Source organism: Bifidobacterium longum subsp. longum JCM 1217 (assembly GCF_000196555.1).
Classification (GTDB): domain Bacteria; phylum Actinomycetota; class Actinomycetes; order Actinomycetales; family Bifidobacteriaceae; genus Bifidobacterium; species Bifidobacterium longum.
The window spans coordinates 1,472,015-1,498,031 of sequence record NC_015067.1 but is presented as its reverse complement, the minus strand read 5'-3'; the positions used below and the strand labels follow the sequence as shown (position 1 = coordinate 1,498,031).

Annotated in this window: 21 protein-coding genes and 1 other RNA gene; 17 read left to right on the top strand and 5 right to left on the bottom strand. The window is 60.8% G+C overall.

From position 1 onward, the window contains the following. Positions 1 to 7 precede the first annotated feature (7 nt). The 10 genes from mraY (at position 8) to dtd (ending at position 10,970) form a co-directional block, all read left to right on the top strand. Entirely contained in the window at positions 8 to 1,114 is a 1,107-nt protein-coding gene (mraY, locus tag BLLJ_RS06565) for a phospho-N-acetylmuramoyl-pentapeptide-transferase (RefSeq protein ID WP_007052547.1), read from the top strand. Between the two features lie 54 nt (positions 1,115 to 1,168). Further along, a complete protein-coding gene (gene murD / locus BLLJ_RS06560) occupies positions 1,169 to 2,614 on the top strand; it encodes a UDP-N-acetylmuramoyl-L-alanine--D-glutamate ligase (RefSeq protein WP_007054400.1) in 1,446 nt (481 codons plus the stop codon). Next, a complete protein-coding gene (ftsW, locus tag BLLJ_RS06555) occupies positions 2,601 to 3,818 on the top strand; it encodes a putative lipid II flippase FtsW (protein WP_007054401.1) in 1,218 nt (405 codons plus the stop codon). Before murD ends, ftsW begins: the two co-directional genes overlap by 14 nt. A 15-nt stretch (positions 3,819 to 3,833) precedes the next feature. Then, a complete protein-coding gene (locus BLLJ_RS06550) occupies positions 3,834 to 5,015 on the top strand; it encodes a UDP-N-acetylglucosamine--N-acetylmuramyl-(pentapeptide) pyrophosphoryl-undecaprenol N-acetylglucosamine transferase (protein WP_007052550.1) in 1,182 nt (393 codons plus the stop codon). A 100-nt stretch (positions 5,016 to 5,115) separates the two neighbouring features. Further along, positions 5,116 to 6,654: a UDP-N-acetylmuramate--L-alanine ligase gene (gene murC, locus BLLJ_RS06545; protein ID WP_013582823.1), complete on the top strand. Its 1,539-nt coding sequence runs from the start codon at positions 5,116 to 5,118 to the stop codon at positions 6,652 to 6,654. Between the two features lie 134 nt (positions 6,655 to 6,788). Then, positions 6,789 to 7,718, top strand: coding sequence for a cell division protein FtsQ/DivIB (locus tag BLLJ_RS06540; protein WP_013582822.1), 930 nt, complete (start codon positions 6,789 to 6,791; stop codon positions 7,716 to 7,718). A gap of 125 nt (positions 7,719 to 7,843) precedes the next feature. After that, positions 7,844 to 8,240, top strand: a transfer-messenger RNA (tmRNA) gene (gene ssrA / locus BLLJ_RS10100). 218 nt (positions 8,241 to 8,458) lie between these two features. Beyond that, the gene (locus BLLJ_RS06535) at positions 8,459 to 9,562 is read left to right on the top strand and encodes a macro domain-containing protein (protein ID WP_007056379.1); all 1,104 of its coding nucleotides are present in this window, start codon (positions 8,459 to 8,461) and stop codon (positions 9,560 to 9,562) included. A gap of 143 nt (positions 9,563 to 9,705) precedes the next feature. After that, complete coding sequence (locus BLLJ_RS06530; protein WP_007052555.1) at positions 9,706 to 10,392, top strand: vWA domain-containing protein; 687 nt, start codon at positions 9,706 to 9,708, stop codon at positions 10,390 to 10,392. Between the two features lie 89 nt (positions 10,393 to 10,481). Then, positions 10,482 to 10,970, top strand: coding sequence for a D-aminoacyl-tRNA deacylase (dtd, locus tag BLLJ_RS06525; RefSeq protein WP_013582820.1), 489 nt, complete (start codon positions 10,482 to 10,484; stop codon positions 10,968 to 10,970). A 96-nt stretch (positions 10,971 to 11,066) separates the two neighbouring features. Here dtd and BLLJ_RS06520 read toward each other — a convergent pair whose 3' ends face one another. The 4 genes from BLLJ_RS06520 to BLLJ_RS06505 all read right to left on the bottom strand — a co-directional run bounded on the left by BLLJ_RS06520 (position 11,067) and on the right by BLLJ_RS06505 (position 15,064). Beyond that, complete coding sequence (locus BLLJ_RS06520) at positions 11,067 to 12,311, bottom strand: MFS transporter (RefSeq protein WP_013582819.1); 1,245 nt, start codon at positions 12,309 to 12,311, stop codon at positions 11,067 to 11,069. A gap of 105 nt (positions 12,312 to 12,416) precedes the next feature. Then, positions 12,417 to 12,806: a VOC family protein gene (locus tag BLLJ_RS06515; protein ID WP_013582818.1), complete on the bottom strand. Its 390-nt coding sequence runs from the start codon at positions 12,804 to 12,806 to the stop codon at positions 12,417 to 12,419. A gap of 74 nt (positions 12,807 to 12,880) precedes the next feature. Beyond that, positions 12,881 to 13,777, bottom strand: coding sequence for a carbohydrate kinase family protein (locus tag BLLJ_RS06510; RefSeq protein WP_013582817.1), 897 nt, complete (start codon positions 13,775 to 13,777; stop codon positions 12,881 to 12,883). A gap of 72 nt (positions 13,778 to 13,849) precedes the next feature. Further along, complete coding sequence (locus BLLJ_RS06505) at positions 13,850 to 15,064, bottom strand: ROK family transcriptional regulator (protein ID WP_007052560.1); 1,215 nt, start codon at positions 15,062 to 15,064, stop codon at positions 13,850 to 13,852. A gap of 226 nt (positions 15,065 to 15,290) precedes the next feature. Between BLLJ_RS06505 and BLLJ_RS06500 the strand changes: the two genes are divergently transcribed. Next, positions 15,291 to 16,205 carry an ROK family protein gene (locus BLLJ_RS06500; RefSeq protein ID WP_023658453.1) on the top strand — a complete coding sequence of 305 codons (915 nt, stop codon included), beginning with the start codon at positions 15,291 to 15,293 and terminating at the stop codon, positions 16,203 to 16,205. Positions 16,206 to 16,344: 139 nt separating this feature from the next. Here BLLJ_RS06500 and BLLJ_RS06495 read toward each other — a convergent pair whose 3' ends face one another. Further along, complete coding sequence (locus BLLJ_RS06495) at positions 16,345 to 17,469, bottom strand: ROK family transcriptional regulator (RefSeq protein WP_007052562.1); 1,125 nt, start codon at positions 17,467 to 17,469, stop codon at positions 16,345 to 16,347. Between the two features lie 337 nt (positions 17,470 to 17,806). Between BLLJ_RS06495 and nagB the strand changes: the two genes are divergently transcribed. From nagB to BLLJ_RS06465, 6 genes are all read left to right on the top strand, one after another. Then, positions 17,807 to 18,619, top strand: coding sequence for a glucosamine-6-phosphate deaminase (nagB, locus tag BLLJ_RS06490; RefSeq protein WP_007052563.1), 813 nt, complete (start codon positions 17,807 to 17,809; stop codon positions 18,617 to 18,619). 55 nt (positions 18,620 to 18,674) lie between these two features. After that, positions 18,675 to 19,958, top strand: a complete 1,284-nt coding sequence (locus tag BLLJ_RS06485) for an N-acetylglucosamine-6-phosphate deacetylase (protein WP_007057958.1) — start codon at positions 18,675 to 18,677, stop codon at positions 19,956 to 19,958. Between the two features lie 279 nt (positions 19,959 to 20,237). Further along, positions 20,238 to 21,872, top strand: coding sequence for an ABC transporter substrate-binding protein (locus BLLJ_RS06480; RefSeq protein WP_007057390.1), 1,635 nt, complete (start codon positions 20,238 to 20,240; stop codon positions 21,870 to 21,872). Positions 21,873 to 22,040: 168 nt separating this feature from the next. Next, positions 22,041 to 23,132, top strand: a complete 1,092-nt coding sequence (locus BLLJ_RS06475; RefSeq protein ID WP_007052566.1) for an ABC transporter permease — start codon at positions 22,041 to 22,043, stop codon at positions 23,130 to 23,132. Position 23,133: 1 nt separating this feature from the next. Continuing rightward, positions 23,134 to 24,303 carry an ABC transporter permease gene (locus BLLJ_RS06470; protein ID WP_007052567.1) on the top strand — a complete coding sequence of 390 codons (1,170 nt, stop codon included), beginning with the start codon at positions 23,134 to 23,136 and terminating at the stop codon, positions 24,301 to 24,303. A gap of 3 nt (positions 24,304 to 24,306) precedes the next feature. After that, positions 24,307 to 26,016, top strand: coding sequence for a dipeptide ABC transporter ATP-binding protein (locus BLLJ_RS06465; RefSeq protein ID WP_007052568.1), 1,710 nt, complete (start codon positions 24,307 to 24,309; stop codon positions 26,014 to 26,016). Position 26,017 lies beyond the last annotated feature (1 nt).

Here is a 26,017-nt window from a genome sequence, read left to right as displayed (position 1 = left end):
GCTGCACGTGATTGCTCTGATCATTGGAATGCTGGTGTCGCTCATCGTCACCTTAGTCGGCACCCCGCTGCTGATTCGGCTGGTCCACAAGCTGCACTATGGCCAGTACATCCGCCAGGATGGGCCGCAGTCGCATCTGGTCAAGCGCGGCACCCCCACGTTGGGCGGCGTGGTCATCAACTTCGCGATTCTGCTCGGTTGGGCATCCTCCGCACTGTACCGATACCTGCGTTCGGGCGACGTGCCCTCCTGGTCCGCGGCGCTCGTACTGTTCGCCATGCTGTCGATGGGTCTGCTGGGCTTTATCGACGACTTCGCCAAGGTGCGTAAGAAGCAGAACGAAGGCCTATCGGTGGGCGGCAAGTTCATCGGCCAGTTCATCTTCGCCACCATCTACGCGGTACTTGCGCTGCTGATTCCCACCAAATCGGGATTCCCCAGTGCGCAGGCAGGCATCAGCTTCATCGAACAGCCGTTCTTCAACTTCGACTTCGCCGGCCGTGCCGTAGCCATCATCCTGTTCGTCATCTGGGTGAACTTCCTGATGACCGCATGGACCAACGCAGTGAATTTGACGGATGGACTTGACGGTCTGGCGGCAGGTTCGTCGATGATCGCCTTCACTGGTTTTGGCATCATCGCATTCTGGGAAAGCTACCACATCAAGGGCGGCAGCCATGGCGGATATTCCTATGCCGTGTCAGATCCTCTCGATCTGACCGTCATCGCCGTATGCGCGGCCGTCGCCTGCTTCGGCTTCCTGTGGTACAACTCGAACCCCGCATCGATTTTCATGGGTGATACCGGTTCCCTGGCCTTGGGTGGTCTGTTCGCAGCCCTGTCCATCGCCACGCACACCGAATTCCTGGCGGTGGTTCTGGGCGGACTGTACGTCATGGAAGCCATGAGCGACGTCATCCAGGTCGGGTACTTCAAGATGACCCACAAACGTGTATTCAAAATGGCGCCGATTCACCATCATTTCGAACTGGAGGGTTGGACCGAAACCAAGGTGGTGGTGCGGTTCTGGATGATCGAACTCATCTTCGTGCTGCTCGCCCTGACGATTTTCTACGGCGACTGGGTCACCCGCTCCGGCCTGCTGTTCAGCTAGCGGAAATCTGGGTGGATTATGCTCACCCACGGAATTCCTATATCAGGAGGAACAATGCAAGTAGCGGATAAGACAGTGGTGATCGCCGGACTGGGGGTGTCCGGCACCTCGTTGGCGGAGGTATTGAGGGAACGCGGCACCCACGTGATTGGCGTCGACGAGAGGAAGCCCGAGGCCGATCTCCACTCCTTTGATGACGTGGACTGGGACCACGTGGACTACGTCATGTCGTCCCCGGTGTTCAACCCCCGCACCCCGTTCGTGCTGGAAGCCCAACGCCGTGGCATCCCCGTGATGAGCGAGGTGGAATTCGCATGGCAGCTGCGTGTGAATAACGAGCGCACCGGTACTCCGGCTCCATGGATCGGCATCACCGGCACCAACGGCAAAACCTCCACCACCGAGATGACCTCGGAAATGCTCACCGCCTGCGGACTCGACGCGCCGACCGCCGGCAATATCGCCTCCGGAGACATGAGCATGAGCCTGTCTCGTTGCGCCACCAATCCGCAGCACGACGTACTGTGCGTGGAACTGAGCTCCTTCCAATTGCACTTCACCGATTCGCTGGCACTTGACTGCGCGGCGATCACCAATATCGCCGACGATCACCTCGACTGGCATGGCGGGCGCGAGAATTACGCCGCCGACAAATCCAAGGTGTTCCACAACGCCAAACGCGCCATCGTCTACAATGCGCAGGACGCCAAAGTCAGCGAACTGGCGGCCGAGGCTCAGACTGCCGAAGGATGCCGCAAGGTGGGATTCACGCTCGAGGCCCCTCAAGCCGGCCAGATCGGCATTGAAGATGGCTGGATCGTGGACAGGAGCGGCGTGGCCGGCGGCGCAGTAGGAGAGTCGGTCAGACTGGCCGCCATCACCGATTTCACGCATCTGGCAGAGCCGGACGGCTCACTGTACCCGCATCTGGTGGCCGATGCATTGACGGCATTGGCGTTGGTGCTGGGACTTGGCGCTGATCGCGATACCGCGTTGAAGGCGCTTACCTCGTTCAAGCCGGGCGGCCATCGCATCGAAACCGTGGCTGAGGCCGCAGTCGAGGGCGGCTCTGTTCGTTTTGTGGACGATTCCAAAGCCACCAACGGCCATGCGGCACGCGCCTCGCTGTCCAGCTTCCCGGCCAAGTCTGTGATCTGGATTGCCGGAGGTCTGGCCAAGGGCAGTCGATTCGAGGACCTGGTCAAGGACCAGGCACACACCATCAAAGCGGCCGTCATCATCGGCAAAGACCAGCAGCCGATGATCGAAGCGTTTGCCAGCCAAGCTCCGGACATCCCGGTGACCATCATCGATCCCGAAGACAACGATACCGTCATGGATCGTGCCGTCGAAGCCTGCGGCACGTATACCGCCGCCGGCGACATCGTGCTTATGGCTCCGGCCTGCGCCTCCATGGACCAGTTCAAGTCCTACGCGGATCGAGGCAATCGATTCGCCGCCGCAGCCAAGACGTGGAGCGAGGTGCATGGCCTCCACTGATACCCATAAGCGTAAGGCATACAGAGTCCCTGACAAGCCCGCACTCGAAATCACTGACTACACGGGTTGGCGAAGCTTGCTCAACCCGCTATGGTGCTACCACGGCTTCCGCATGGCCGTGGTGGGGCTGACATGCTTCGGCCTGATCATGGTGTTCTCCAGCTCCACGGTCACCATGGCCGCACTGGGCAAGTCGCCGTTCCTTCAGCTTCTGAACCAGGGCGCGTTTTGCCTGATCGGCTTGGTGCTGGGCTTCGTGGCATTGATGATGCCGGTGACGTTCTGGAAACGGACCGGCGTGCTCTTTGTGGTGGGTGCCTGCCTGTTGCAGGCGCTGACCTTTACTCCTTTGGGTATCGACGTCTATGGCAACAAAGGTTGGCTGAACCTCGGCTTCACCACTATCCAGCCGGCTGAATTCATGAAGTTCGCGATGTGCATATGGCTGCCCTCGTCGTTGCATGCCTGCAGCAAGATGTACCACAAGAAGGGAATCAAAGCATATGCCGCGCCGTTGGTGTTGTATGCGATAGGCGTGGCGCTGGTGATGGGCGGCAGGGACCTCGGCACGGCCATGATTCTGGTCTTCATCGGAGGCGTGGCCTTTCTGATCGTCGGGTTCCCCGGCAAATGGATGGGAGTCGGCGTATTGGGCGCGGTGGTTATGGTCGGTGCATTGGCGGTTTCCAGCCCGAACCGCTTGCGTCGTATTCTGGCCACATATGGCGATTGCTCGGCCGCTGACGCGCAGAGCGTATGCTACCAGTCCATTCACGCCAAGTACGCCATCGCCTCCGGAGGTTTTCTGGGATTGGGCATCGGCAATTCGCGGGAGAAATGGAACTACCTGCCGGCCGCCCATAACGATTTCATTTTCGCGATCATCGGCGAGGAGACCGGATTCGTCGGTTGCGCCATCGTATTGCTGTTCTTCGCGATTCTCGCCTGGTGCATGATCGTCATCGCATTGCAGGTCACCGATCGTTATGTTGCCATGGTGCTGATGTGCGTCGCCATTTGGATCGTGGGCCAGGCCATGGTCAACATCGGCGTGGTCGTGGGTGTGTTCCCGGTATTGGGCGTGCCTATGCCGTTCGTCTCCGCAGGTGGCTCATCCATGATTATGTGCTTGACGGCGGCCGGACTGGTTGTGGGACTTATGCGCTCTCAACCGCAGATAAAACAGTCGCGTCAGAGCGCGTAAGTAGACTCGGTAATCATGAATCAAGGCACACCACATATCGTTCTTGCTGGCGGCGGTACCGCCGGACATGTCAATCCGCTGCTCGCGGTCGCCGGGGCGATTCGCGACATCGAACCCACGGCACAGGTCACCGTCATCGGCACTGCGGTGGGTTTGGAGAAGGATTTGGTGCCGGAGGCCGGCTACGAGCTCGACACCATCGAAAAAGTGCCGTTCCCGCGTCGCCCTAACCTGTACATGCTGCGCTTCCCGGCAAAATGGAAGCGAGAAACCGCCAAGGTGCGCTCCATTCTTGAAACGCGGCATGCGGATGTCGTGGCCGGATTCGGCGGGTATGCTTCCGCCCCCGTCTACGCCACCGCACACAAGATGGGCATTCCGATTGCCATCCATGAGCAGAATGCGCGTGCCGGCATGGCCAATAAACTGGGCGCTCGTTGGGCCGATTTCATCGGTACCGTGTACGAGGGCACCGGTCTCAAACCGCGTGCCGGAGCCGACGTCGAGCGCGTCGGTCTGCCGTTGCGCCCGGCCATCGCCTCCCTGACCAAACGCATCGGTGACGACCGTGCCGCCGTACGCCGTGAATCGGCCGCGCAGCTTGGCGTCGATCCGAACCGTCCGCTGGTGCTGGTCACTGGCGGATCGCTGGGAGCGCAAAGCCTGAACCGCGCCATCGCCTCCTCCGCCGCAGACCTGTTGGCCCACGCACAAATCATCCACTTGACCGGGCGAGGCAAAATCAGCGAAGTACGCGAACTGGTCACGGCCTCGGCCGGCGCGGACGTGCTTACCGGCATCGGCCCCGAATCGGCCGGACAAGGTGACTACCATACCGCCGAATATCTGGAACGAATCGATCTGGCCTTTGCCTGTGCCGACTTGGTGATTTGCCGTGCCGGAGCCGGATCGGTATCCGAGCTGGCTGCACTGGGCCTGCCGGCCATTTACGTGCCGCTGCCCATCGGCAACGGCGAGCAGCGTTTCAACGCCGAGCCAGTGGTGAACGCCGGCGGCGGCCTTCTGGTCGCAGACAAGGACCTGACCCCGCAGTGGGTGCATGAGCATGTGCCCGATCTGCTCGCCGATCACGAACGACTTGCCGAATTCGGCCGCAAGGCATGGGAATACGGCATCAGAAACGCTGCCGAAATCATGGCCCGGCACGTTCTGCAATTAGCCGAACCATCCAAGTAGTATTCAGATATCATTCCGTGCGCGATACTGACCAATTCCGTTCCGCAGCACGAGATACGGTCATAATATAGGGTGCTGGAATCCCTAAAGGAGTTTTGAATTGTCTCAAGATCAGCCCATAGTGCTTGACCCTACGTATGCCTCATTCGATGCTGCGGCCCGCCCTGCGGATCTCGGCGCCACCCATTTCATCGGTATCGGCGGTGCCGGTATGAGCGTTCTGGCCGAAATGCTGCACACCGAAGGAGTCGCGGTGGACGGCTCCGATCGCGCACACAGCGCCAAAACCGACCGACTTGAAACGCTGGGCATCACCGTTGAATTCGGGCAGCGAGCCGAAAATGTCGCCCAGGCCGAGACCGTGGTCTACTCCAGCGCCATCAAACCGGACAATCCGGAAATCGTCGCAGCACACGCGGCGGGCAAGCGCATTGTGCATCGCAGTGACATCCTCGCCCTGCTCATGAACGGCAAACGAGCCGTCACCGTGGCCGGAGCGCACGGCAAAACCACCACCAGCTCCATGCTGTCCCACATTCTGGTGAACGCCGGTGCCGATCCAAGCTACGCCATCGGCGGCTTTATCCAAGGCCCGGACGGCACCACGCTGGACGGCGGACACGCGGGCAAAGGCGACATCCTGGTGGCCGAAGCCGACGAATCGGACGGCAGCTTCGCCAAATACCATCCGACCATCGCCATTATCACCAACTGTGAAGCCGATCATCTCGACCATTACGGCGACGAAGCCCACTACCGTGCCGCGTTCGTTGCCCACGCCGGCCGGGCCACCGGTCACGTGATCATCAGTATCGACGACCCCGACGGACTTGCCGTGCTGGAGGCCCTGCCCGCCGACGTGAAATCCCATACCGTTGCCTACGGCACTACCGCGCGTGAATCCCTGCCCGATTTGGGCGGTGCCGCGTATGTCTGGATCGCTTCGGAAAGCGAGACCGCTGGCAGCGGCGTCGAACAGCTCACCCTGCATCTGCCGGCCGCGGTGACGGCGGGGGAGCCGGTGTCTCAGAGCGTTGCCCTGAAGGTTCCTGGCGTGCACAATGCGCGCAATGCGGCCGCCGCCATCAGCGCTGCCGTGCTGCTGGGCGTGAGCCCCGCAGACGCGGCCAAGGCGGCCGGCACATTCCTCGGTGCGGCACGCCGCTTCCAGGTGCGCGGCACGGTCAAGCAGGTCACTGTAGTGGACGATTACGCCCATCATCCCACCGAAATCGCGGCCCTGCTGGATGCGGCCCGACGCCGGTACCCCGATTCGACCATTCGTGTGATCTTCCAGCCACACCTGTTCTCCCGCACCAAGTTCTTCGCGCACCAGTTCGCCAAATCCTTAGCCAAAGCCGATGACGTCATTATCACCGGCATCTTCCCGGCCCGTGAAAAGCAGGCCGATTTCCCGGACATCAGCCCCTCCACCATCGTGGACGCGGCTGCGGGACTCAAGGATGCTTCCGCAGGCACGTGGATTCAGCCGGTTGAGGATATGTGCCTGGCCGCCAAGATGATGGCCATGCGCGCCCACCACGGCGACGTGATCTTCACCGTGGGCGCGGGCGACATCACCGACATGGATCAGGTGCTGCTCACCGCACTTGAGGCCCATCGGGAAAGCTGCGAGTGATGTCCGGGCGCACGGTCAGATCCGGGGGCAATGACAACGGCTCACGTCGTTCGTCTGGGAGCTCCCGCAAGCCGCGCACCATCGGTTCACGCGGAAACACGGGTCGCTCGTCGAAGTCTCGCGCTCCCCGGTCCGTGTCTTCCGGTCATGAGATCGACGAGCCGGAGATCATCGACGATGCGACGGTAGCCAAGGGCCAGGCCGGTGCCTTCGTCGATGCACGGCGGTTGCACAGCGAGGATTACGTTGCCGAAACGCTGCATCAGACCACCGGCTCCCTAGGAGTCGCATCACGCCCGAAAGTGGTGAATTTCACCGAACGCGCCAAAGAACGCAAGCGTGCAAACGTGCGCGTCGTTGCGTTACGCGTGTTGATTGCGGTCGTCAGTGTGGCTGTAGTGGCGGGGCTGGCATGGCTGCTGCTTTTCTCGTCGGTGTTTCGTCTGGAAACCAGCGAGATCGGCGTATCCGGTGCCAACGAATGGGTGAGTGCGCAGACCATCCATGTCATCGCCGATAAGCAGGCTGGAAAGTCGTTGTTCCTGGTCTCCGCCCATGAGGTCACAGAGCAACTCAAGTCCATTCCCGGCGTCAGCGAGGCCAAGGTCTCCAAACAGTTCCCCAAGTCGATGAGCGTGGAAGTCAAGGCGCAACGGCCCGCGGCCATGCTGAAAAGAGGCGATACCCTGACCGCGGTGGATTCCCAGGCGCGTGTGTTGAACTCGGTGAAGAACGCCAACGTGGATGGCATCCCGGTGATCGAGGTCAAGGATATAGACGCCAGTCTCAAGAACCGTTCGGTGAAGGAGACGCTGACGATTCTGGGCGCGTTGCCGGAATCGATGCGTAAGTCCATTACCAAGGTCACCGCTGAGACGCAGGATTCGGTGACTACCACGCTTAACGACGGTGACCGCGTAATCATTTGGGGCGACTCTTCGCAACTGAAGCTGAAGTTGGCGGAAGTCGAGGAAATCGACAAGAACATCACCGCTGGCACGGCTGGCTTTGCCGGGAAACATCAGATTGATGTTTCCTCATCCCAGAAGCCCATCATCAAGTGACGGCGATTTCGTTGGCTTCGTTGGTTCCGGGGCGATGTTCGCTGCTGGCGATTTGCGCGAGTAGCGCCATAGGGTGTATGCTGAAAAGTCCGGCCGAAAAGCCGGAAGCTTGATAACTCAAGATTGGGGGCGATCGGTTTCGACGGTGACCTGTTCGCTGCAGGGAAGCGTGCCGAGAACGCCGGGTCCGCTCGTGGATGACCCCGGCAAAAGAATAAGTGCTAAATCTAACCGCACTGAGTTCGCTCTCGCTGCCTGATTTTTAGTCAGGATTAACCAGTGAGCAGCCGCTCCGTTCACTCCTCCTCGTCTTTGGGAGGATGCTGAGCGTCGTTTAGAAGACTTGCTGATGCAGTTGAGCCTCAGGGCTGCATCGGGACTTTAACTGCGGATATGCTCGCCATCAGTTGTCTGCGACATCGATGGGGGCAGAAAAATCGCCAACTTGGCCAGCAGACTACGCACGTAGAAGACTGTGGGCTCGGTCATCGGACCGGGGTTCAATTCCCCGCGCCTCCACCAATCCGCCTCGGCGGAAACAAGCCGCTTGGCTTTACGAAAGTAAGGCTGAGCGGCTTTCTGTTATTGCTCCGTTGATTCCTTGTTTTCCCGCTATTCTCTCGTGTCGGATATGTCAGTTGGACGAACTTGCGGGGAAGAAACGATTTAGACTTAGTTCAGGGCTGCCGATTGCACGATGTGTAGAGGCTATTATGCTACGCCGTAATCAGGGAGGATATATGCCGCTGGAATTGGTCCGACAGGATATTACGAAGATGAAGGTGGACGCCATAGTCAATGCGGCAAACACGCAGCTCGCCATGGGTGGGGGAGTGTGCGGCGCGATATTCCGCGCTGCGGGAGTCTCGCGCATGGCTGCTGCCTGCGATCGGTTTGCTCCCATTCATACCGGTGAGGCGGTTATCACTCCGGGATTCAATTTGCCATCACGCTATGTGATTCATACCGCAGGCCCGATATGGCGAGACGGCAAGCATGATGAAGAACGTCTGCTGCGTTCGTGCTATCGCAATTCGATGGAACTCGCGGCACGGCAGGGGTGTGCCAGCATCGCCTTCCCCTTGATTTCCAGCGGTATCTATGGATATCCGAAAGCCGAGGCCCTTCATGTGGCCCTCGATGAGATTCGCCGATTCCTGGGCGACGCAGCCGACTCCGGACACGATCTCGACGTATACCTATGCGTATTCGACAAAACCGCTTTCGAAATAAGCAGCAGTATTGACAAACGTCTTCGCGCATATATTGATGATTATTATGTAGCGGAGCATGAAGATACGCTAGGAAGCAGAACGTATGAGCTGCTTGCTCTCCAACGGTTTTCGGATAATAAGCCGAAGGCGGATAGGGCCGTACCTTCCGGCGTCTTGGACATGCCGGATTTCCTGGGCGATATGGGTGAAACGCCTGTCTACTCGGCGCCGTCGGCAGCTCCATCGCCGAAATCCGCCGGGCATGTGGATGATGCGGTGCTCTCCAATCTGGATGAACCTTTTAACATCATTCTCTTGAGGCTTATCGACGCCAAAGGATATTCCGACGTGGAGGTATATAAACGAGCGAATATCAATCGTAAACTGTTCTCTAAAATTCGCTGTGGCGATGGCTATATGCCCAGCAAGAAAACGGTTTTGGCACTGGCCATTGCCTTACGGCTGAATATTGACGAGACGCAAGATATATTGGCGTGCGCCGGGTATGCGCTGTCGCACAGCGTGAAATTCGATGTGATCGTGGAATTCTTCATCGTCCATGAGATGTTTGATGTATTCACTATTAACGAGATGTTGTTCCGATACGATCAGCCGTTGCTTGGGCAATGATGCGGAGCGGTACGCTCGTCTCCTGACCTGCTGCCGATACGCGGCATATTGTCGCTTGCCAAGCGACCTAGGACTGGTCCCATGATGCGAAGCTCATTGATATCGCCGACAATCCGGCTGGCGAATGAGCGAAAGGATTCATCATGGGCAAGAACGACAATGGCAATAACGGCCGTACGGAACTGGTGTTCGTCGTCGACAGAAGCGGATCGATGGGAGGTCTGGAATCAGACACCATCGGTGGCTTCAACAGCATGCTGTCCAAGCAGCGAACAATTGCCGGCGAGTGCAGGGTAACGACCCTACTGTTCGATCATCGAATCGAAACCTTGCATAATCACCTCGACATCCGCGAAGTGAACGATTTGACGAGCCGGGATTACTGGGTGCGCGGTAGCACTGCGTTGTTGGATGCGATTGGGCTGGCCATTGACCGCATGATCGTGACGCAACGACATACTGCGGCAGCGTACCGTGCTCAACATGTGCTGTTTGTCATCATTACTGACGGGTATGAGAACGCGAGTCGTCGATATTCGTTGCATCAGATCAAGCAGATGATTACCTATGAGCGTGAACGCTATCATTGGGAGTTTGTGTTTCTGGGCGCGAACATCGACGCCGAACAGACGGCTGGTGATTTTGGTATCTCACCGCGATGCGCCACTGATTTTCATGCCGATGGACAGGGAATCAAAGCCTCGTTTGAGGCCGTTGCCTGTGCCGCGACCGCCGTGCGCGGAGGTGCTGACCTTGATGACCTCAGCGCGCCGGACTTTCTTGGTGGTGTTCGTGATGACTATCGGTCTCGTCGTCGAATGAAGCGGTAAACGATGAACTGCAGTGCAGATATTACCGGTCACCAGTCGGTCGTGTACGTTACCGGCTGGTGACTGCACACGTTGTACTGTAGGGAACCATGAAAGTCGTATTGCAACGAGTATCCGAAGCGTCCGTGGACGTGGTCAATGAATTGGGCACGCTGGATCCCACGTTCGAGCCGCAGCAGATTGGCCCGGGATTCATGATTCTGGTGGGCGTCACCGATGAGGACGGCGACAAGCAGATCGCCTGGTTGGCCCATAAGATTCTGAATCTCAGGGTGTTCGAGGATGCGCAGGGCAAGATGAACCGTTCGATTCAGGACATCGGCGGTGAGATTCTCTCCATCTCGCAGTTCACGTTGTTCGCCGACGTGCACAAGGGCAATCGCCCGAGCTTCATCAAGGCCGGCAAGCCCGAGCATGCCGATCTCATGTGGATCAAGTTCAACGAGGCGTTGCGCTCCGGGGGAGTGCCGGTGAAGGAAGGTCGTTTCGGCGCGCATATACGGGTCGGACTGGTCAATGACGGGCCGGTGACCATCGTCATCGACACCGAAACTGATATGCCTGACGGGTCCCGCTGAGCCAAGCGACAAGTACATATACGAAAAGCCCTGTGCGGATCATTCGCACAGGGCTTTTCGTATATCGGCTTCAGGAAGCCGCAGCCAGGCCGATCGTCAGGCCTTGACGGCTGCCTTCTTGCCTTCAATGATGGCCTTGTATCCAACGCCGATGACCAGCACGTAGATGCAGCCGACGGACATCACGATGATGGCGCCGAGCTGGGCACTCATGGCGTCGGCCAGGGCACCCATGATGGGCGGGAAGATGGCGCCGCCGATCAGGGCCATGAGCATCAGGCCGGAGATTTCGTTCTGGCGCTCCGGACGGTACATCAGCGCGTGGGAGAGGAAGAGCGAGAACACGTTGGAGTTGCCGAAGCCGACCAGGGCCACGGCCACCCAGAACAGGGCGACCGGCGGGTTGGAGGTGATCGAGCAGAAGATGGCGAAGCAGACGGTGGAGGCGGTCATGATGGTGCCGCACACCAGAATGCCGACGCGGTTGGAAATCTTCGAGAGCACGATGCCGCCGGTGAAGCAGCCGATCATACGGGCCACGAAGTAGACCATGGTGGCGGTGGCGGCGATTTCGGTGAAGGTGTCGCCGGTGTGCTCGGTGAGGATACGCGGCGCCTGGGCGTTGATGCCGACGTCCACGCCCACGTGGGCCACGATGCCGAGGAAGCAGAGCAGCACGATGCGGTCGGAGAACAGGAGCTTGAAGCAGCGGCCGATGGTGGTGGTGCCGGCGTCGGGGGCGGGTTCGTCGATCTTGTCGATGGCGAGCAGCACGTAGCCGACGATGCCGACGACCAGATAGATCACGAACAGTATCCACCACATGCCGAGCTGGGTGGCGCCCCAGATGGCGATGTACGGGGCGAACAGGGAGGCGAAGGACTTGACGAACTGGCCGAGCGTCAGGGTGGAGGCGAGCTTGTCGCCCTTGACGAACACGGTGAGCAGCGGGTTCAGAGACACCTGCATCAAGGTGTTGCCGATACCGAGGAAGGCGAAGGAGATGACGATGAGCACCAGACGTGCGGTGCCGGATAGGGCCACGTAGGCGATGATGGGCAGTGCCATGGCGACCAGCGTCACGAGAATGGACCACAGCACGGTCTTGCGGCGGCCAATCTTGTTCATCAGCATGCCGGTGGGCACGGCGAAGATCAGGAACCAGAAGAACACCATGGTGGTGAACAGGTTCGCGGTGCCGTTGGCCAGATTGAACTCAGCCTTGACGTAGTTCGTGGCGGTGCCGACCAGGTCGACGAAGCCCATGACGAAGAACGCGAACATCACAGGCGCGATTTTTACGAGACCGGCGTTGCCGGTCTTGGTGGTTTCGCTACTCATTTTGAATTCCCTTTTTCTCTATGAATGGACGTACGACAGATCTATCGGTCAATGGATGATGACTAGTGAATAGTGATGGTTCCGTTATCGGATGTCATCATGGCGTTACATGATTTGGCAGAATTCGATGACCTCGTGGTTCGGCCCAAGCACGTTGAAGTAACGGATGCCGTTGCTCCAGAAGGTGTCGATGTGCTGGATGGAGCCTTCCACGAAGTTCAGGCCGAGCTTCTGGGCTTCGGCGAAGGACGCTTCGATATCCGTCGAATCCAGCGCGAAGTGGTTGATGGCGCCGTTTTCCATAGGCGTGGGGTTCATGGTCCACACCTCGAGGGTCAGGTTGTTCAGGCGCAGGAAGGTGCAGCGGTCCTCACCGTTGGGATAGATGCCGAGGCATTCGAAGCCGAGACGCTCGTAGTAGGCGATGGTGCCTTCGAGGTCCGTGGTCGGAATGCCGACATGCTGGACGCCGGTGACGGTGTCGCGAATGGACATGGTGACTCCTCTGAACAAGATGGCTTTGCCGGTATAGAGCGGCAAAGCCATCGGGAAAATGGGGTGGGAGTGGATTACTTGCCGATTTCAGCCAGATAGTCGGGCATCTCGGCCGGGTACTCGGGCCAGGCACCGGCCTGGGTGCAGACGAAGGCGGCGGTGTTGACGGCCTTGCGGTGGGCTTCGGCGAGCGTGTCACCCAGCAGGATGCGTGCGGTGAAGGTGCCGGAGAAGGAGTCACCTGCACCCACGGTGTCGTTCACCTCGACGTGCGGAGTGTCCAGCGTGGAGACCTCGCCCTTGCGGGAGATGATGGTGGAGTAGGCGGAGCCGGCGGTCAGAATCACGTAGTCGAGGTCGAATTCCTCGAGGAACCAGCGGGAGGCGTCTTCGCCGGAGGTGCCGCGAATGTCGAACATGTCGCGCAGCAGCAGGAGTTCCTCGTCGTTGATCTTGAAGACGGTGGCCGCCTTGAGGAGTTCCTCGATAAGTTCCTTGGAGTAGTGGTCGCCGCGCAGGTTGATGTCGAAGAACTTCATCGCGCCCGGCTTGGTGTGCTTGAGCAGCTCCGTGATGGTGGCGTGCGATTCGGGGGAGCGCAGGGCCAGGGTGCCGAAGCAGACGGCGTCGGCCTTGGAGACCACGTCGATGAGCTGGCGGGTGTACAGGATGTGGTCCCAAGCCACGCCCTTGACGATGGTGTACTCCGGGATACCGTTCTTCAGTGCGACTTCGACGGTGGAGGTCGGCCAGGCGTTGCGCTGAAGAACGGTGTTGATGCCGGCCTCGTCGGCCTTGGCAATCAGTTCGTCGCCGAGTTCATCCTCGCCGACCGCGCTGATGGCCCAGCCTTCGGTGCCGTTCTTCATCGCGTGGTAGGCGAAGTTGACGGGGGCGCCGCCGGCTCGCTTGCCGCTCGGCAGCATGTCCCACAGCAGTTCACCGAGGCTCAGAACGATCGGGGTAGTCATGGTTGGTTTCCTTTCCTTTGTTTCCTTTATCGGGTGTTTCGTATGGAAAATCTTGTGATGTCGGCGCTTGGTTTAGGAGACGTCGAAGAACACCGAGGGGTGTTCGAGGAATTGGGTCACTGCCACTGCTGCGGCACCGGAGACCGCCGCGTCGGCGGACAAGGTGGATAGGCTGATGGAAGTGGAGGCATTGATTTCGGGGATGGCCCGTTCGGCCACCGTGGCGCGCACCTCATCGAGCAGTATCGGGCCGGCTTCGGACACGATGTCGCCGATGATGATGTGCTCGGGATTGTATCCATTGAAGATGGTGACGCATCCGTAGCCGACGTATCGGGCGACTTCGCGGACAATGGCGATTGCCGCTTCGTCGCCGTCGCCGGCTTTGGCGAACAGGGCGCGGGCGGCTTCGGTGTGGGTCATATCGGCCGCGCCGGGAACCACGGTGCCATCGGCGATGAGCGTATCGTGAATGGCGGGGGTGGAGCAGTAGCGTTCAAGGCAGCCGATGTTGCCGCAATCGCAGGGGCGGCCGTTGACGTCAATGGAGATGTGTCCGATTTCGGTGGCGGCACCGAGGAAGCCGTTGATGAGGCGACCGTTGTCGATGACGCCGAGGCCCACGCCTTCGCCGACCAGATAATAGGCGAGGTTGTCGTCGGCGTGCACCGACGGGTCGAAGAGATAATGTGCGAGGGCGCCGGCGCGGGCGTCCTGTTCGATGAACACTGGCACGCGGAAAGCGGTGGCGAATTCGTCGATGAAGTTGATTTTGCGCCAGCCCTGCATGTTGGACACCACGGCGGTGCGGCCTACGTTACGCAGATAGGGGCCGGGCACTGCCATGCCGATGGCCACGATGGATGGGTCGTTGTCGAGCAGTTGTTCGACGCGCTGGTGGATGGTGACGATGGAGTCGTTGATGGTGTTGTCGCACACCGTGGGCAGGTTTTCAAAGCTCAGGGTGTTGCCGCACAGGTCGAACACGCCGATCTGCACCAGCGAGCGGGCGAATTTGATGCCGATGATGCGGAAGTGCGTGGTGTTGAGCTTGAGTCCGATGGAACGGCGGTTCTTGGAGCCTTCCAGATCGCCGGTCTCTTCAATCATGCCGGCCTCGATAAGGCGTGCGGTGATTTTGGTGATGGCCGCGGGGGTGAGTTCCAGTGCCTTGGCGATTTGCGCGCGGGAACTGATGCCGTTGTGATACAGGTGCTTGACGATGCGGGAGCGGTTGGATTCGGAGACACTGGCCTGGGAAGTGGCGTGGGTGGTGTTTGTTGCCATCGGTCTTAAGTCCTCCTTGTCTGCACTGCTGCGAGTTGTTCCGCTCGTCTTTGAATCTGAACTTGATTAAGATATTAACGCTGTTAATTGATTGACGCAATCAATATGTCATTCGGCGTGTCGTGCATGTGAGTGTCGTCTTGGGTGAATTTGTTAAGATAGTTGTCAATAGTCAGATGTACACTGATATCAAGCGAAACGTTCGATGAAGAACAGGGGAGGACTGATGTCCGAAAACACTATGAACAATCTCAAAATCGGTGTTGACGTGGGCGGAACAAAAATCGAAGCTGTGCTGGTTGACGCAATGGGCACGGTATTGGGTTCCGCCCGTATTCCCGCCAGACATGGCAACGATGCCGTGATCGAAGACATCGTCGCTGTAGCGCATCAGGCGGCGGGTGAGCGTTTTGACGAGGTGAGGGCCATCGGTGTCGGTACCCCGGGCACGGTGGATTCGGCCAGCGGGCATGTGGGCAATATCGTGAATCTCGACGTGGTCTCGCTGGATATGGGGCCGTTGATCTCGCAGCGTTCGGGCGTGCCGGCCCATGTGGAAAACGACGTCAACGCCGCCGCCGTCGGCGCGGCCACCGTGTTGGGCGGTGCAGATGGCATGGCCGGTACCATTGCGTTCCTGAACTTCGGCACCGGACTGGCTGCGGGCATTGTCGAAAACGGCGTGCTGATGCATGGCTATAGCGGTGCGGCCGGCGAAATCGGCCATATCCCAGTCGAACCTCATCGCCTCAAGTGCCCTTGCGGGCAATACGGATGCTTGGAAACCGTCTGCTCGGGCGCATCCGTGGGACGTCTGTGGCCCAACGCCGACCCGCCGATGCCCGACCTGATTCGTCGCGCGAAAAAGCGGGAGGCCGAGGCCGTCGATGTGCTGGACATGGTAGTGCGCGCCATCGGCGACACCATACAAATCCTGGCTCAGTCCGTTGATCCGCGACTCATCATCTTGGGCGGTGGCATGGCCAAAACCGGCGAACCATTGGTCGAGGTGATCACGGCTGAGCTGCGCCGGCGCGAATCGCAATGCCGATTCCTCGAAACGCTGGACCTGCCGGCCCGGCTGCGTCTGGCACCTGTCGGCCAACCAGTCGGAGCCATCGGTGCCGCCATGGCGGCGTAGCCTGGCATAGTGCCGGGGCATGGGAGATGAGGCCTCAGATTTGTCTCCGAGGCCCCATCTCCCACGCAGTCCTATATCGCTTTATGTCGTGCTGTGCCGCGCTTGGTCTTGCGCGTTTCGTTGCCGGGGTGACCGGCTTTTATTTGGCCAAGTGTTGGAAGACCACGGCGATGGCCTCGCCCTGTACGGTGATGTCAGGTCCGCATTCGCAGCGCCGAATCACCGTGTGTTTGTGGAAGGACGAGGATGTGGCGGCATCCAGATATTGCTGGGCCGCGCCGATGAACGTCGCGTTGATGATGTTCGGCTGGCCATAGACGCATACGTCTGCCATATCCAAAAGGCCCACAGGCATGGCCAGGGCTTGGCCAAGATAGCGGCCCGCCCGAGCAAGGATATTCTGATGCTGCTCCACGTCTGCTGCGCTGAGTTGCTTCTTCAATGCGGTTCCGGAAATCATCGTCTCCAAGCAACCGTGCTTGCCGCAAGGGCACGGCGGCCCGTCAAGATCGATGGAAATATGGCCGAGCTCGCCAGCCGCGTGCAGTTCGCCGATTACCGGCGTGTCCGAGAGCAGAATCGCCGAACCGATGCCTCTTTCGATGCGCACGAAAAGCATATTCGGCCCGCCTTGGCCAAAGAAACGTTCGGTGAGCATGGCTGCGGTGGCGTCGTTGCTGACGTTTACTTCAAGTCCGAAATGTTCGGCGATTGGCGTGGACAGGTCGAGATTGTTCCAGCCGCGCATCGTGGAGGAGCGGACCACGCCGTTGTCTACCACGCCGGGGGAGGCGACTCCGATGCCGATGACCTCGCCATCGGACATGCCCAGCATCTTCTCAATGAGCTCGATGATCACATCCACGGAAACGAATGAGCCGGTGTTCAGGGTGACTTCGGCGTGACGCAGCGGCTGGCCGAGCAGATTGGTGACTGCGCCGTGCAGCAGGTGCTCCTGCGTCAGGTCGATGCTGATGATGCGCAGTCGATCGATATCGATGCTCAGCAGTGTGCCTCGTTTGCCTTTGCCGCCGCTGGGTGCCTGACCGGTCTCGCGCAGCAATCCTTCCTCCAGCATCCGACCGACCACATCGGAAACGGCCACGCGGCTCAATCCGGTGCGTCGGCCGAGCTCGGCGCGCGAATACTGGTTGGTGGGGAACAACAACCTGAAGATAAGTTGGCGGTTCTTGCGGCGCACATCGGCGGGGGAAGCCTTGGCCGCATGGTCGTCGGTCGTTGTGTTGAGACCGAGATATGACATGTTTCCTCCTGCCTGATGGTGAGCGAGTGGACGGCGATTGTTGTTCCATACACAGCTTAGACGGTGAAGCGCAATTTCGTCGTTGAAACTGTTATGAAACTTCACTAATAAATTCCAGTGTACCTGTGTGAAGCGTCAGGAAACACCGTGAGTGTTCATAAGGTCCAAAATTGTTAGTATCATTAACAAATAGCGAATCACCAATCGGCGCTACGCCGAACGGTGGTTGGAACGCCGCGCGGCACCCGGACGTGACAAGGATGTTGCCATTATCCGCAAGACGGGCGGCGGTACAGCGACTCGCATCGGGCGGGCCGCACGGAACTGGAGGAAACCGATGCCGGAAATCATCATTGTCAAGAACGAAGCCGAGGCCGGCGAGATCTACGGCCGTTGCGTGGCGGACCTGATCAAAGCAAAGCCGGACGCTGTGCTGGGCCTGGCCACTGGCTCCAGCCCGCTGGCCGCCTATCAGGCGCTCGCCAAGATCGTCAAGGACGAGGCCATTGACGTTTCGGGCGTGCGTGGTTTCGCGCTTGACGAATACATCGGGCTGCCGCTGACCCATCCCGAGTCCTATCATGCGACCATCCATCGCACCGTGGTCGAACCGCTTGGCCTGGACCCGGCCAAGGTCCATGTGCCCGGCGACGTACTCAACGGCACTCCGCTCGAAGACGGCGACAAAGTCGCGCTGGCCGGCCCGGCCTATGATCGTGCCATCGAAGCCGCTGGCGGCATCGACGTGCAGATCCTCGGCATCGGCACCGACGGCCACGTCGGCTTCAACGAGCCCGGTTCCTCGTTGGCCTCCGGCACTCGCGTCAAGACCTTGGCCGAACAGACCCGCATCGACAACGCGCGCTTCTTCGACAACGACATCAACCAAGTGCCCACCCACTGCATCACGCAGGGTATTGGCACGATCATGAAGGCCCGTCACCTCGTGCTGCTGGCGTTCGGTGCCGGCAAGGCCGAAGCCATCGAGGAGACGGTGGAAGGCGGCGTGTCAGCGTTCTGCCCGGCTTCCGCGCTGCAGATGCACCCGCACGCCACGATTATCGTGGACGAGGAGGCCGCGTCCCGCCTGCGCCACAAGGACTACTACCGTTATGCCTACACCCACAAGCCGGCCTGGCAGGGCATCTGAGTTATCGTGTGCTGGCTCCCGCCAGCGGGAGCGCATGAGCGGTAAGGAGAACAACATGTCTGATAGGAACGAGATAGTCTCGCGCGTGACCGCGGCACTGGAGGGCAAGCCGGCTCCGGTGGCGATTCGTAACGCGCGCAAGGTGGATGCGCGCGGCGAACGGCGCGGATATTGGGTCGTCTCCGATGCCGCCGGCGTCATCGTGGCGGCCGGCACGGGGGAGGAGACCTTCGAGCACTACTGCCGCACGGTGGGGCTCGACCCGGCCGATCGCAACGCGGTCATCGACGCCGAAGGCCGTATTCTGACCCCCGGCTACGTGGACATCCACGCGCACGGCGCATGGGAGAAGAGCTTCGATGACGGGCCGGACGGCATCGACGTGGCGCGGGCCGGCCACGCCGTGCACGGCACCACGCGCCAGGTGCTCTCGCTGATCACCAACCCCGTGGACGTGATCTGCCGCAACATCCGCACCGTCCGCGCCAAGATGGAGTCCGGCCGCCCCGACATCCTAGGCTGCCATCTGGAAGGCCCGTTCCTGGCCCTGGCGCGCAAAGGCGCACATGACCCGGAATGTCTCAAGGATCCGGTGCCTGACATCGTCGATAAGATGCTTGATGCCTCCGGTGCCGACCCCGCCTCCGGCAAGCTTGGCTGCATCCGCCAGATCACCATCGCCCCCGAACTGCCCCACGGCATCTCCGCCATCCGCCAGTTCGCCGCTGCCGGCGTGGTGCCGGCCGTGGGCCACTGCGACGCCGACTACGAGACCGCCAAAGCCGGCTTCGACGCGGGCGCGGGCATCATGACCCACATGTTCAACGCGATGAACGGCCTGCATCACCGCGAACCCGGTCCGATTCCGGCTGCGGTGGAAGATCCGCGCGTCACCATCGAGCTCATCAACGACGGATTCCACGTGCAGGATCCGATGGTGAGCCTCTCCTTCCGGTTCGCGCCTCACCGCACGGCCTTCGTGACCGATGCGATGGCCGCCACCGACTGCCCGGACGGCGCCTACAAGTTGGGCGCGCTGGACGTGAACGTGGTCGATGGGCATGCGCGCCTGGTCTCCAACGGCGCCATCGCCGGCTCCACTCTGCTGCTGGAGGTCGCCGTGCGCCGTGCGGTGGACGAACTGGGCTTCAGCCCGGTGGACGCGGTCGAGGCGGCCACTCTGACGCCGGCCAAGGCGTTCGGCTTCGACCGGCCGAACCCGGTCACCGGGGCGCCGATCGGCCTCATCGCCCCCGGCTTCGCCGCCGATTTCAACCTTGCGGACCCGGCCGACTGGACGGTCGAACAGGTGTGGTGCGCGGGCCGCAAGCTCAAGTAGCAGTAGGCCGACCGGTTGACGAATGGAAGGCATTCGTCTACGAACATGGTCACATGGTGAGATGATAGTATATTTGTCTCACCATGTGACCGTTATTCACGTCGTAATACAAGAATCCGTAATACTGCTCGATACCGCATAAAACCGGCCTTGGTCGCCACAAGCGAAACATAAGTCGATGACTATGGAAACGCAGAGGTAACACATCCGCACCATAGTCAGGCGGTAATCCACGCCCGCAGTGATGACGTGGAAACAAGTTATGAGAGAGGATTCCTGTTGAATTCCAAGAAGATTCTGGCCGCCGCCGTCTCCGTGGCCGCCATCGCATCCCTGACCGCCTGCGGCGGCGTGAAGGATGACACCGCCGCAGGCGCCGATTCCGGCAACGCCATCACCATCGGCACCACCGATAAGATCACCAGCCTGGACCCCGCCGGCTCCTACGACAACGGTTCATACGCCGTGCAGATCCAGGTGTTCCCGTTCCTGTACGCCCAGGACTACAACACCTCCGAACTGAGCCCGGACATCGCCGCCGATGACGGTACCTGGAACGATGACGGCACCGAATTCACCGTCAAGCTCAAGGACGGCCTGAAGTTTGCCAACGGCAACGACCTGACCGCTTCCGACGTCAAGTTCTCCTACGATCGCATCAAGAAGATCAACGACCCGAACGGCCCGAGCTCCCTGCTCGCCAACGTCGAATCCGTGACCGCCAAGGACGACACCACCGTGGTGTTCAAGGATTCCGTGCCCTTCGACGTGACCCTGAAGCAGGTCATGTCCAGCCCCGCCGGCCCGATCGTCGATGAGGATACCTTCGACGCCGACAAGCTCGCCGACGCCGACACCATCGTCTCCAAGAAGGCCTTCGCCGGCCCGTACACGCTGACAGCCTTCAAGATCAACGAGTCCGCCGCCTACGCCAAGAACGACTCCTACAAGGGTCTGACCCCGGCCAAGAACTCCGTCGTGCAGGTCAAGTACTTCGCCGACGCCTCCAACCTGAAGATGGCCGTCCAGCAGGGCCAGGTCGACGTGGCCTACCGCTCCCTGAGCCCGACCGACATCGAGGACCTCTCCAAGGACTCCAAGGTCAAGGTCGTCAAGGGCCCGGGCGGTGAGGAGCGCTTCATCGCCTTCAACTTCAAGATTCAGCCCTACGGCGAATCCCAGCCCGATGCCGACGCCAACAAGGCCAAGGCCGTGCGCCAGGCCGTCGCCAACCTCATCGACCGCGAAGAGCTCTCCACCAAGGTCTACAAGGGCACCTACACCCCGATGTACTCCTTCATCCCGGACGGCCTGGCCGGTCACGATGACACGCTGAAGTCCGCCTACGGCGACGGCAACGGCAAGCCGAGCACCGAGAAGGCCAAGAAGGTCCTCGCCGACGCCGGCGTCACCACCCCGGTCGACCTCAAGCTCCAGTACAACAACGACCACTACGGCTCCGTCTCCGCCGACGAGTACGCTGCCCTGAAGTCCCAGCTTGAGGCAGGCGGCCTGTTCAAGGTCGACATGCAGTCCACCGAATGGACCCAGTACAACAAGGATCGTGTGGTTACCGACGATTCCGACGGTGTGTACCCGGTCTACCAGCTTGGATGGTTCCCGGACTACTCCGACCCGGACAACTACCTGTCCCCGTTCTTCCGCGATGGTAACTTCGTGAACAACGGCTACTCCAACAAGGAAGTCAACGACCTGATCGTCAAGCAGGCCGGCGAGAAGGACGAGTCCGCTCGTGGAGACATCCTCAAGCAGATTCAGAAGCTCGAGACCGAAGACCTCTCCACCATCCCGCTGCTGCAGGGTGCCCAGGTCGCCGTCACCGGCACCTCCGTGAAGGGTGTCACCCTCGACGCTTCCTTCCGCTTCCGCTATGCCTCCGTCACCAAGGGCTGATCCAGCATGAGCTCCCCTCTTTGAGGGGGGGGGGAGCTGTCTGCCGACGGCAGACTGAGGGGAGCCCAACTCGTATGACTCCCCTCAGTCGGCTTCGCCGCCAGCTCCCCTCGGAGAGGGGAGCCTTTATTGCTTTATATACCGATTACCAACACCAAGGAGCATCGCGTGTCAGACAGCGCCATAGCGACCTCCAGCACCACTCCGGCGAAAGCCAAGACGAAGAAGAACCGACTGTCAGGTAGTTTCTTCCGCTTCGTGCTGACGAGGTTCCTTCTCATTATTCCCACCGTTTTCATTCTGGTCACCATCGTGTTCTTCGTGATGCGCGCCACCGGCGACCCGATTTCCGCCGCCCTGGGCGGCCGCCTGACACCCGCCGAACTCCAGCAGCGCATCCACGCGGCCGGCTATGACCGCCCGCTGATTGTGCAATACGTCGACTATCTTGGCGGCCTGCTGCACGGCGACCTCGGCACGACGCTGACCGATAACCAGCCGGTGATCAGCATTCTTACGCACTACGGCGCCGCCACATTCGAACTGGCCTTCCTCGCCCTGATTGTGGCGCTGATTGTCGGCATCGGCCTAGGCCGACTCGCCGCCCGCAAACGCGACCGTGCCGCCGACGCCGGCATCCGCACCTTCGCCATCCTGTGCTACGCCACCCCGGTGTTCTTCCTCGGCCTCGTGCTGAAGCTCATCTTCGCTGTCTGGCTCAACATCCTTCCAGCCTCCGGCCGCTCCGACCTGAACTCCGAAATGCAGTTCACCCGTCTGGTATCGCCGACCGGCTTCTACATCATCGACGCCATCCAGCTCGGCGACATGAACGTGCTCGTCGACGTGCTGCGCCACGCCGTGCTGCCGGCCGTCGCCCTAGGCCTCCTGACCGCCGGCGTGTTCATCCGTCTGGTACGCACCAACGTCATCTCCACCTACAATTCCGGCTACGTCGAGGCTGCCCGCTCGCGCGGCGTCTCCGAAAAGCGCCTGCTCAACAAGCACGCCTGGCGACCGGCCCTGATCCCGATCATCACCGTCATGGGCATGCAGATCGCCCTGATGCTCGCCGGCGCGGTCCTGACCGAAACCACCTTCGAATGGAAGGGCCTGGGCTTCATGCTGTCCCAGTACCTGAAGGCCCGTGACTTCGTGGCCGTGCAGGGCATCGTGATCCTTATCGCCATCATCGTGGCCGTCGTCAACTTCCTCGTCGACGTCATCGCCGCGCTTATCGACCCGAGAGTGAGGTACTGAGATGACCACCGCATCCCAAGACAAGATCACCGTCCCCGGTGACGACCGCCTCACCAAGCTCAACGTCAGCACCAAGACGCCGTTCTGGACCAAGATCCCGATCATCAAGGAACTGCGCGTGGCGGTCGGCTGGCAGAAGGGCATGCTGATCACCGGTCTCGCGATCACCGCGTTCTTCCTGCTCGTGGCCCTCTTCGCCCCGCTGATCGCCCCCTACGGCCACGCCCAGATCAAGGCCGCCGACGGCACGTCCTTCCCGGCGCAGGCCGCACCCTCCGCCGAACACATCTGGGGCACCACCGCCGCCGGATTCGACGTGTTCTCCCGTGTGGTGTGGGGCGCACGCACCGCCGTCATCGCCATCGTCGTGGCCGTGCTGCTCTCCATCTTCGCCGGCGTGCTGCTCGGCCTGGTCTCCGGCTACTACGGTGGCTGGGTGGACCGCATTCTGGTGATGATCGCCGACGCCGTCTACTCCTTCCCCTCGCTGCTGCTCGCCATTCTGATGGCCATCATGATCTCCCACGGCCAGTCCGGCCTGTGGAGCGGCATCCTGGCCTCCGGCATCTCCATCACCGTGGTGTACATCCCGCAGTATTTCCGCACAATTCGCGCCGAAGTGATCCGCATCAAGGAATCCGCGTATGTCGAGTCCGCGCGCGTGGTCGGCGCCTCCACCTGGCGCATCATGACCAAGCACCTGTTCAAGAACTCCACCCGCACGTTGCCGGTGATCCTGACGCTGAACTCGTCCGAAGCCATCCTGACCCTCGCCGGCCTGGGCTTCCTCGGCTTCGGCATCGAGCCGACCGCCGCCGCCGAATGGGGCTACGACCTGAACCGCTCGGTTTCCGACGTGACCGCCGGCATCTGGTGGACTGCCGTGTTCCCGGGCATCGCCATCGTGCTCATCGTGCTCGGCATCACGCTCGTGGGCGAATCGCTCAACGATCTGGCCGACCCGCGTCTGCGCGCCCGCAAGTCCGCCGGCGAAGTGGTCGGATCGATCGAAGACACGTCCGTCGACCCAAACGAGAAGCCGACCGCACGCAACGAGGTGATTGCCGAACTCGACGCGAACGTCGACCCGCCGGCCACCGTCACCGACCATGACCCGACCATCGTCGCCTCCGAATGGACCGGCGAGGGCAAGCCGGAAGGCAAGGAGTGAGAGATGAGCGAAAACAACAAGAATCTCGCCGATATCAAGGACCTGTCCGTCTCCTTCATGACCGACGCCGGCTCCATCAAGGCCGTTGAGGACGTGAACTTCACCATTCCGCGCAAGACCGTGGTCGGCGTGGTCGGCGAATCCGGTTCCGGCAAGTCCGTGACCGCGCGCTCCATCATCAAGCTGCTGCCGGAGACGGCCACCACCTCCGGTGCCGTCTACCTGTCCAAGCGCGATGGCTCCGATTCGCTGGACGTGCTCTCCCTGAGCGGCGAACAGCTGCGCGAAGTGCGTGGTTCCGAGGCCGCGATGGTGTTCCAGGAGCCCAATTCGGTGCTGAACCCGGTGTACACCATCGGCTGGCAGATTGAAGAGGGCCTGCGCGCCCACGGCATGAAGGACAAGAAGGAACTGCGCGCCAAGGCCATCAACATCCTGAAGAAGGTCGGCATCCCGGATGCCGAAACCCGCGTGGACTACTACCCGCACCAGTTCTCCGGCGGCCAGAAGCAGCGCATCGTCATCGCCATGGCGTTGGTGCTGAACCCCGGCCTGATTCTGGCCGACGAGCCCACCACTGCCCTCGACGTGACCGTGCAAGCCGAAATTCTCGACCTGCTGCGCCTCGCCCGTGACGAGTTCGACGCCTCCGTGCTCATCATCACCCACAACATGGGCGTGATCGCGGACATCGCCGACCAGGTGGTCGTCATGTACCGCGGCCACGTGGTCGAGCAGGGCGACGTGGAGCAGATCTTCTACCATCCGAAGGACGACTACACCAAGCGACTGCTGGGTGCCGTGCCGCGCATCGGTCAGAAGCTGGTCGTGCGCGACCGCGAGGGCAAACCGATCGAGCGCAAGGCCGATTGGCGCGAACAGCCGATCGCCGTCGAGGCCAAGAACCTGACCATCACGTACCCGGGCCATCTCATGCAGCCCGACTTCAAGGCCGTGGACGGCGCGAACTTCACCATCCACCGCTCCGAAGTGCTGGGCCTGGTGGGCGAGTCCGGTTCCGGCAAGTCCACCACCGGCCGTGCCATCGCCGGCCTGCAGAAGGTGTCCGGCGGCTCCCTGAACGTGCTCGGCATCGAGATGAACGGCGTCAAGGAGCGTGACTTCAAGCCCAAGCGCGCGGACATTGGTTTCGTGTTCCAGGATCCGGGCTCCTCGTTCAACCCGCTGATGACCATCGCGGAGAATGTGGCCGAGCCGCTGCTCGTGCACCACAAGTACGGTTCCGTGGCCGATGCCAAGAACTATGTGGGCGATCTGCTGGAGATGGTCCAGCTGCCGCGCGCCTACATGAACCGTTTCCCGCATGAGCTGTCCGGCGGCCAGCGCCAGAGGGCGTCTTTGGCGCGTGGTTTGGCGTTGAAGCCGTCGCTGCTGATCGCCGATGAGCCGACTTCTGCATTGGACGTGTCGGTGCAGGCCAAGGTGTTGGAGCTGTTCAAGCGACTGCAGGCGGAAATCGGCTTCGCGTGCCTGTTCATCACCCATGATTTGGCGGTGGTCGATATGCTTGCCGACCGCATCATGGTGATGCATAAGGGCCAGATCGTGGAGCACGGCGATGCCGACCAGATTATGCAGCACCCGGAGAACCCGTACACCAAGAAGCTGCTGGCCTCCCTGCCCGTGCCCGACCCGCGCGAACAGCAGCAACACCGCGCCCACCTCCACGAGCTCCTAGCCCAAGAGGCGTAAT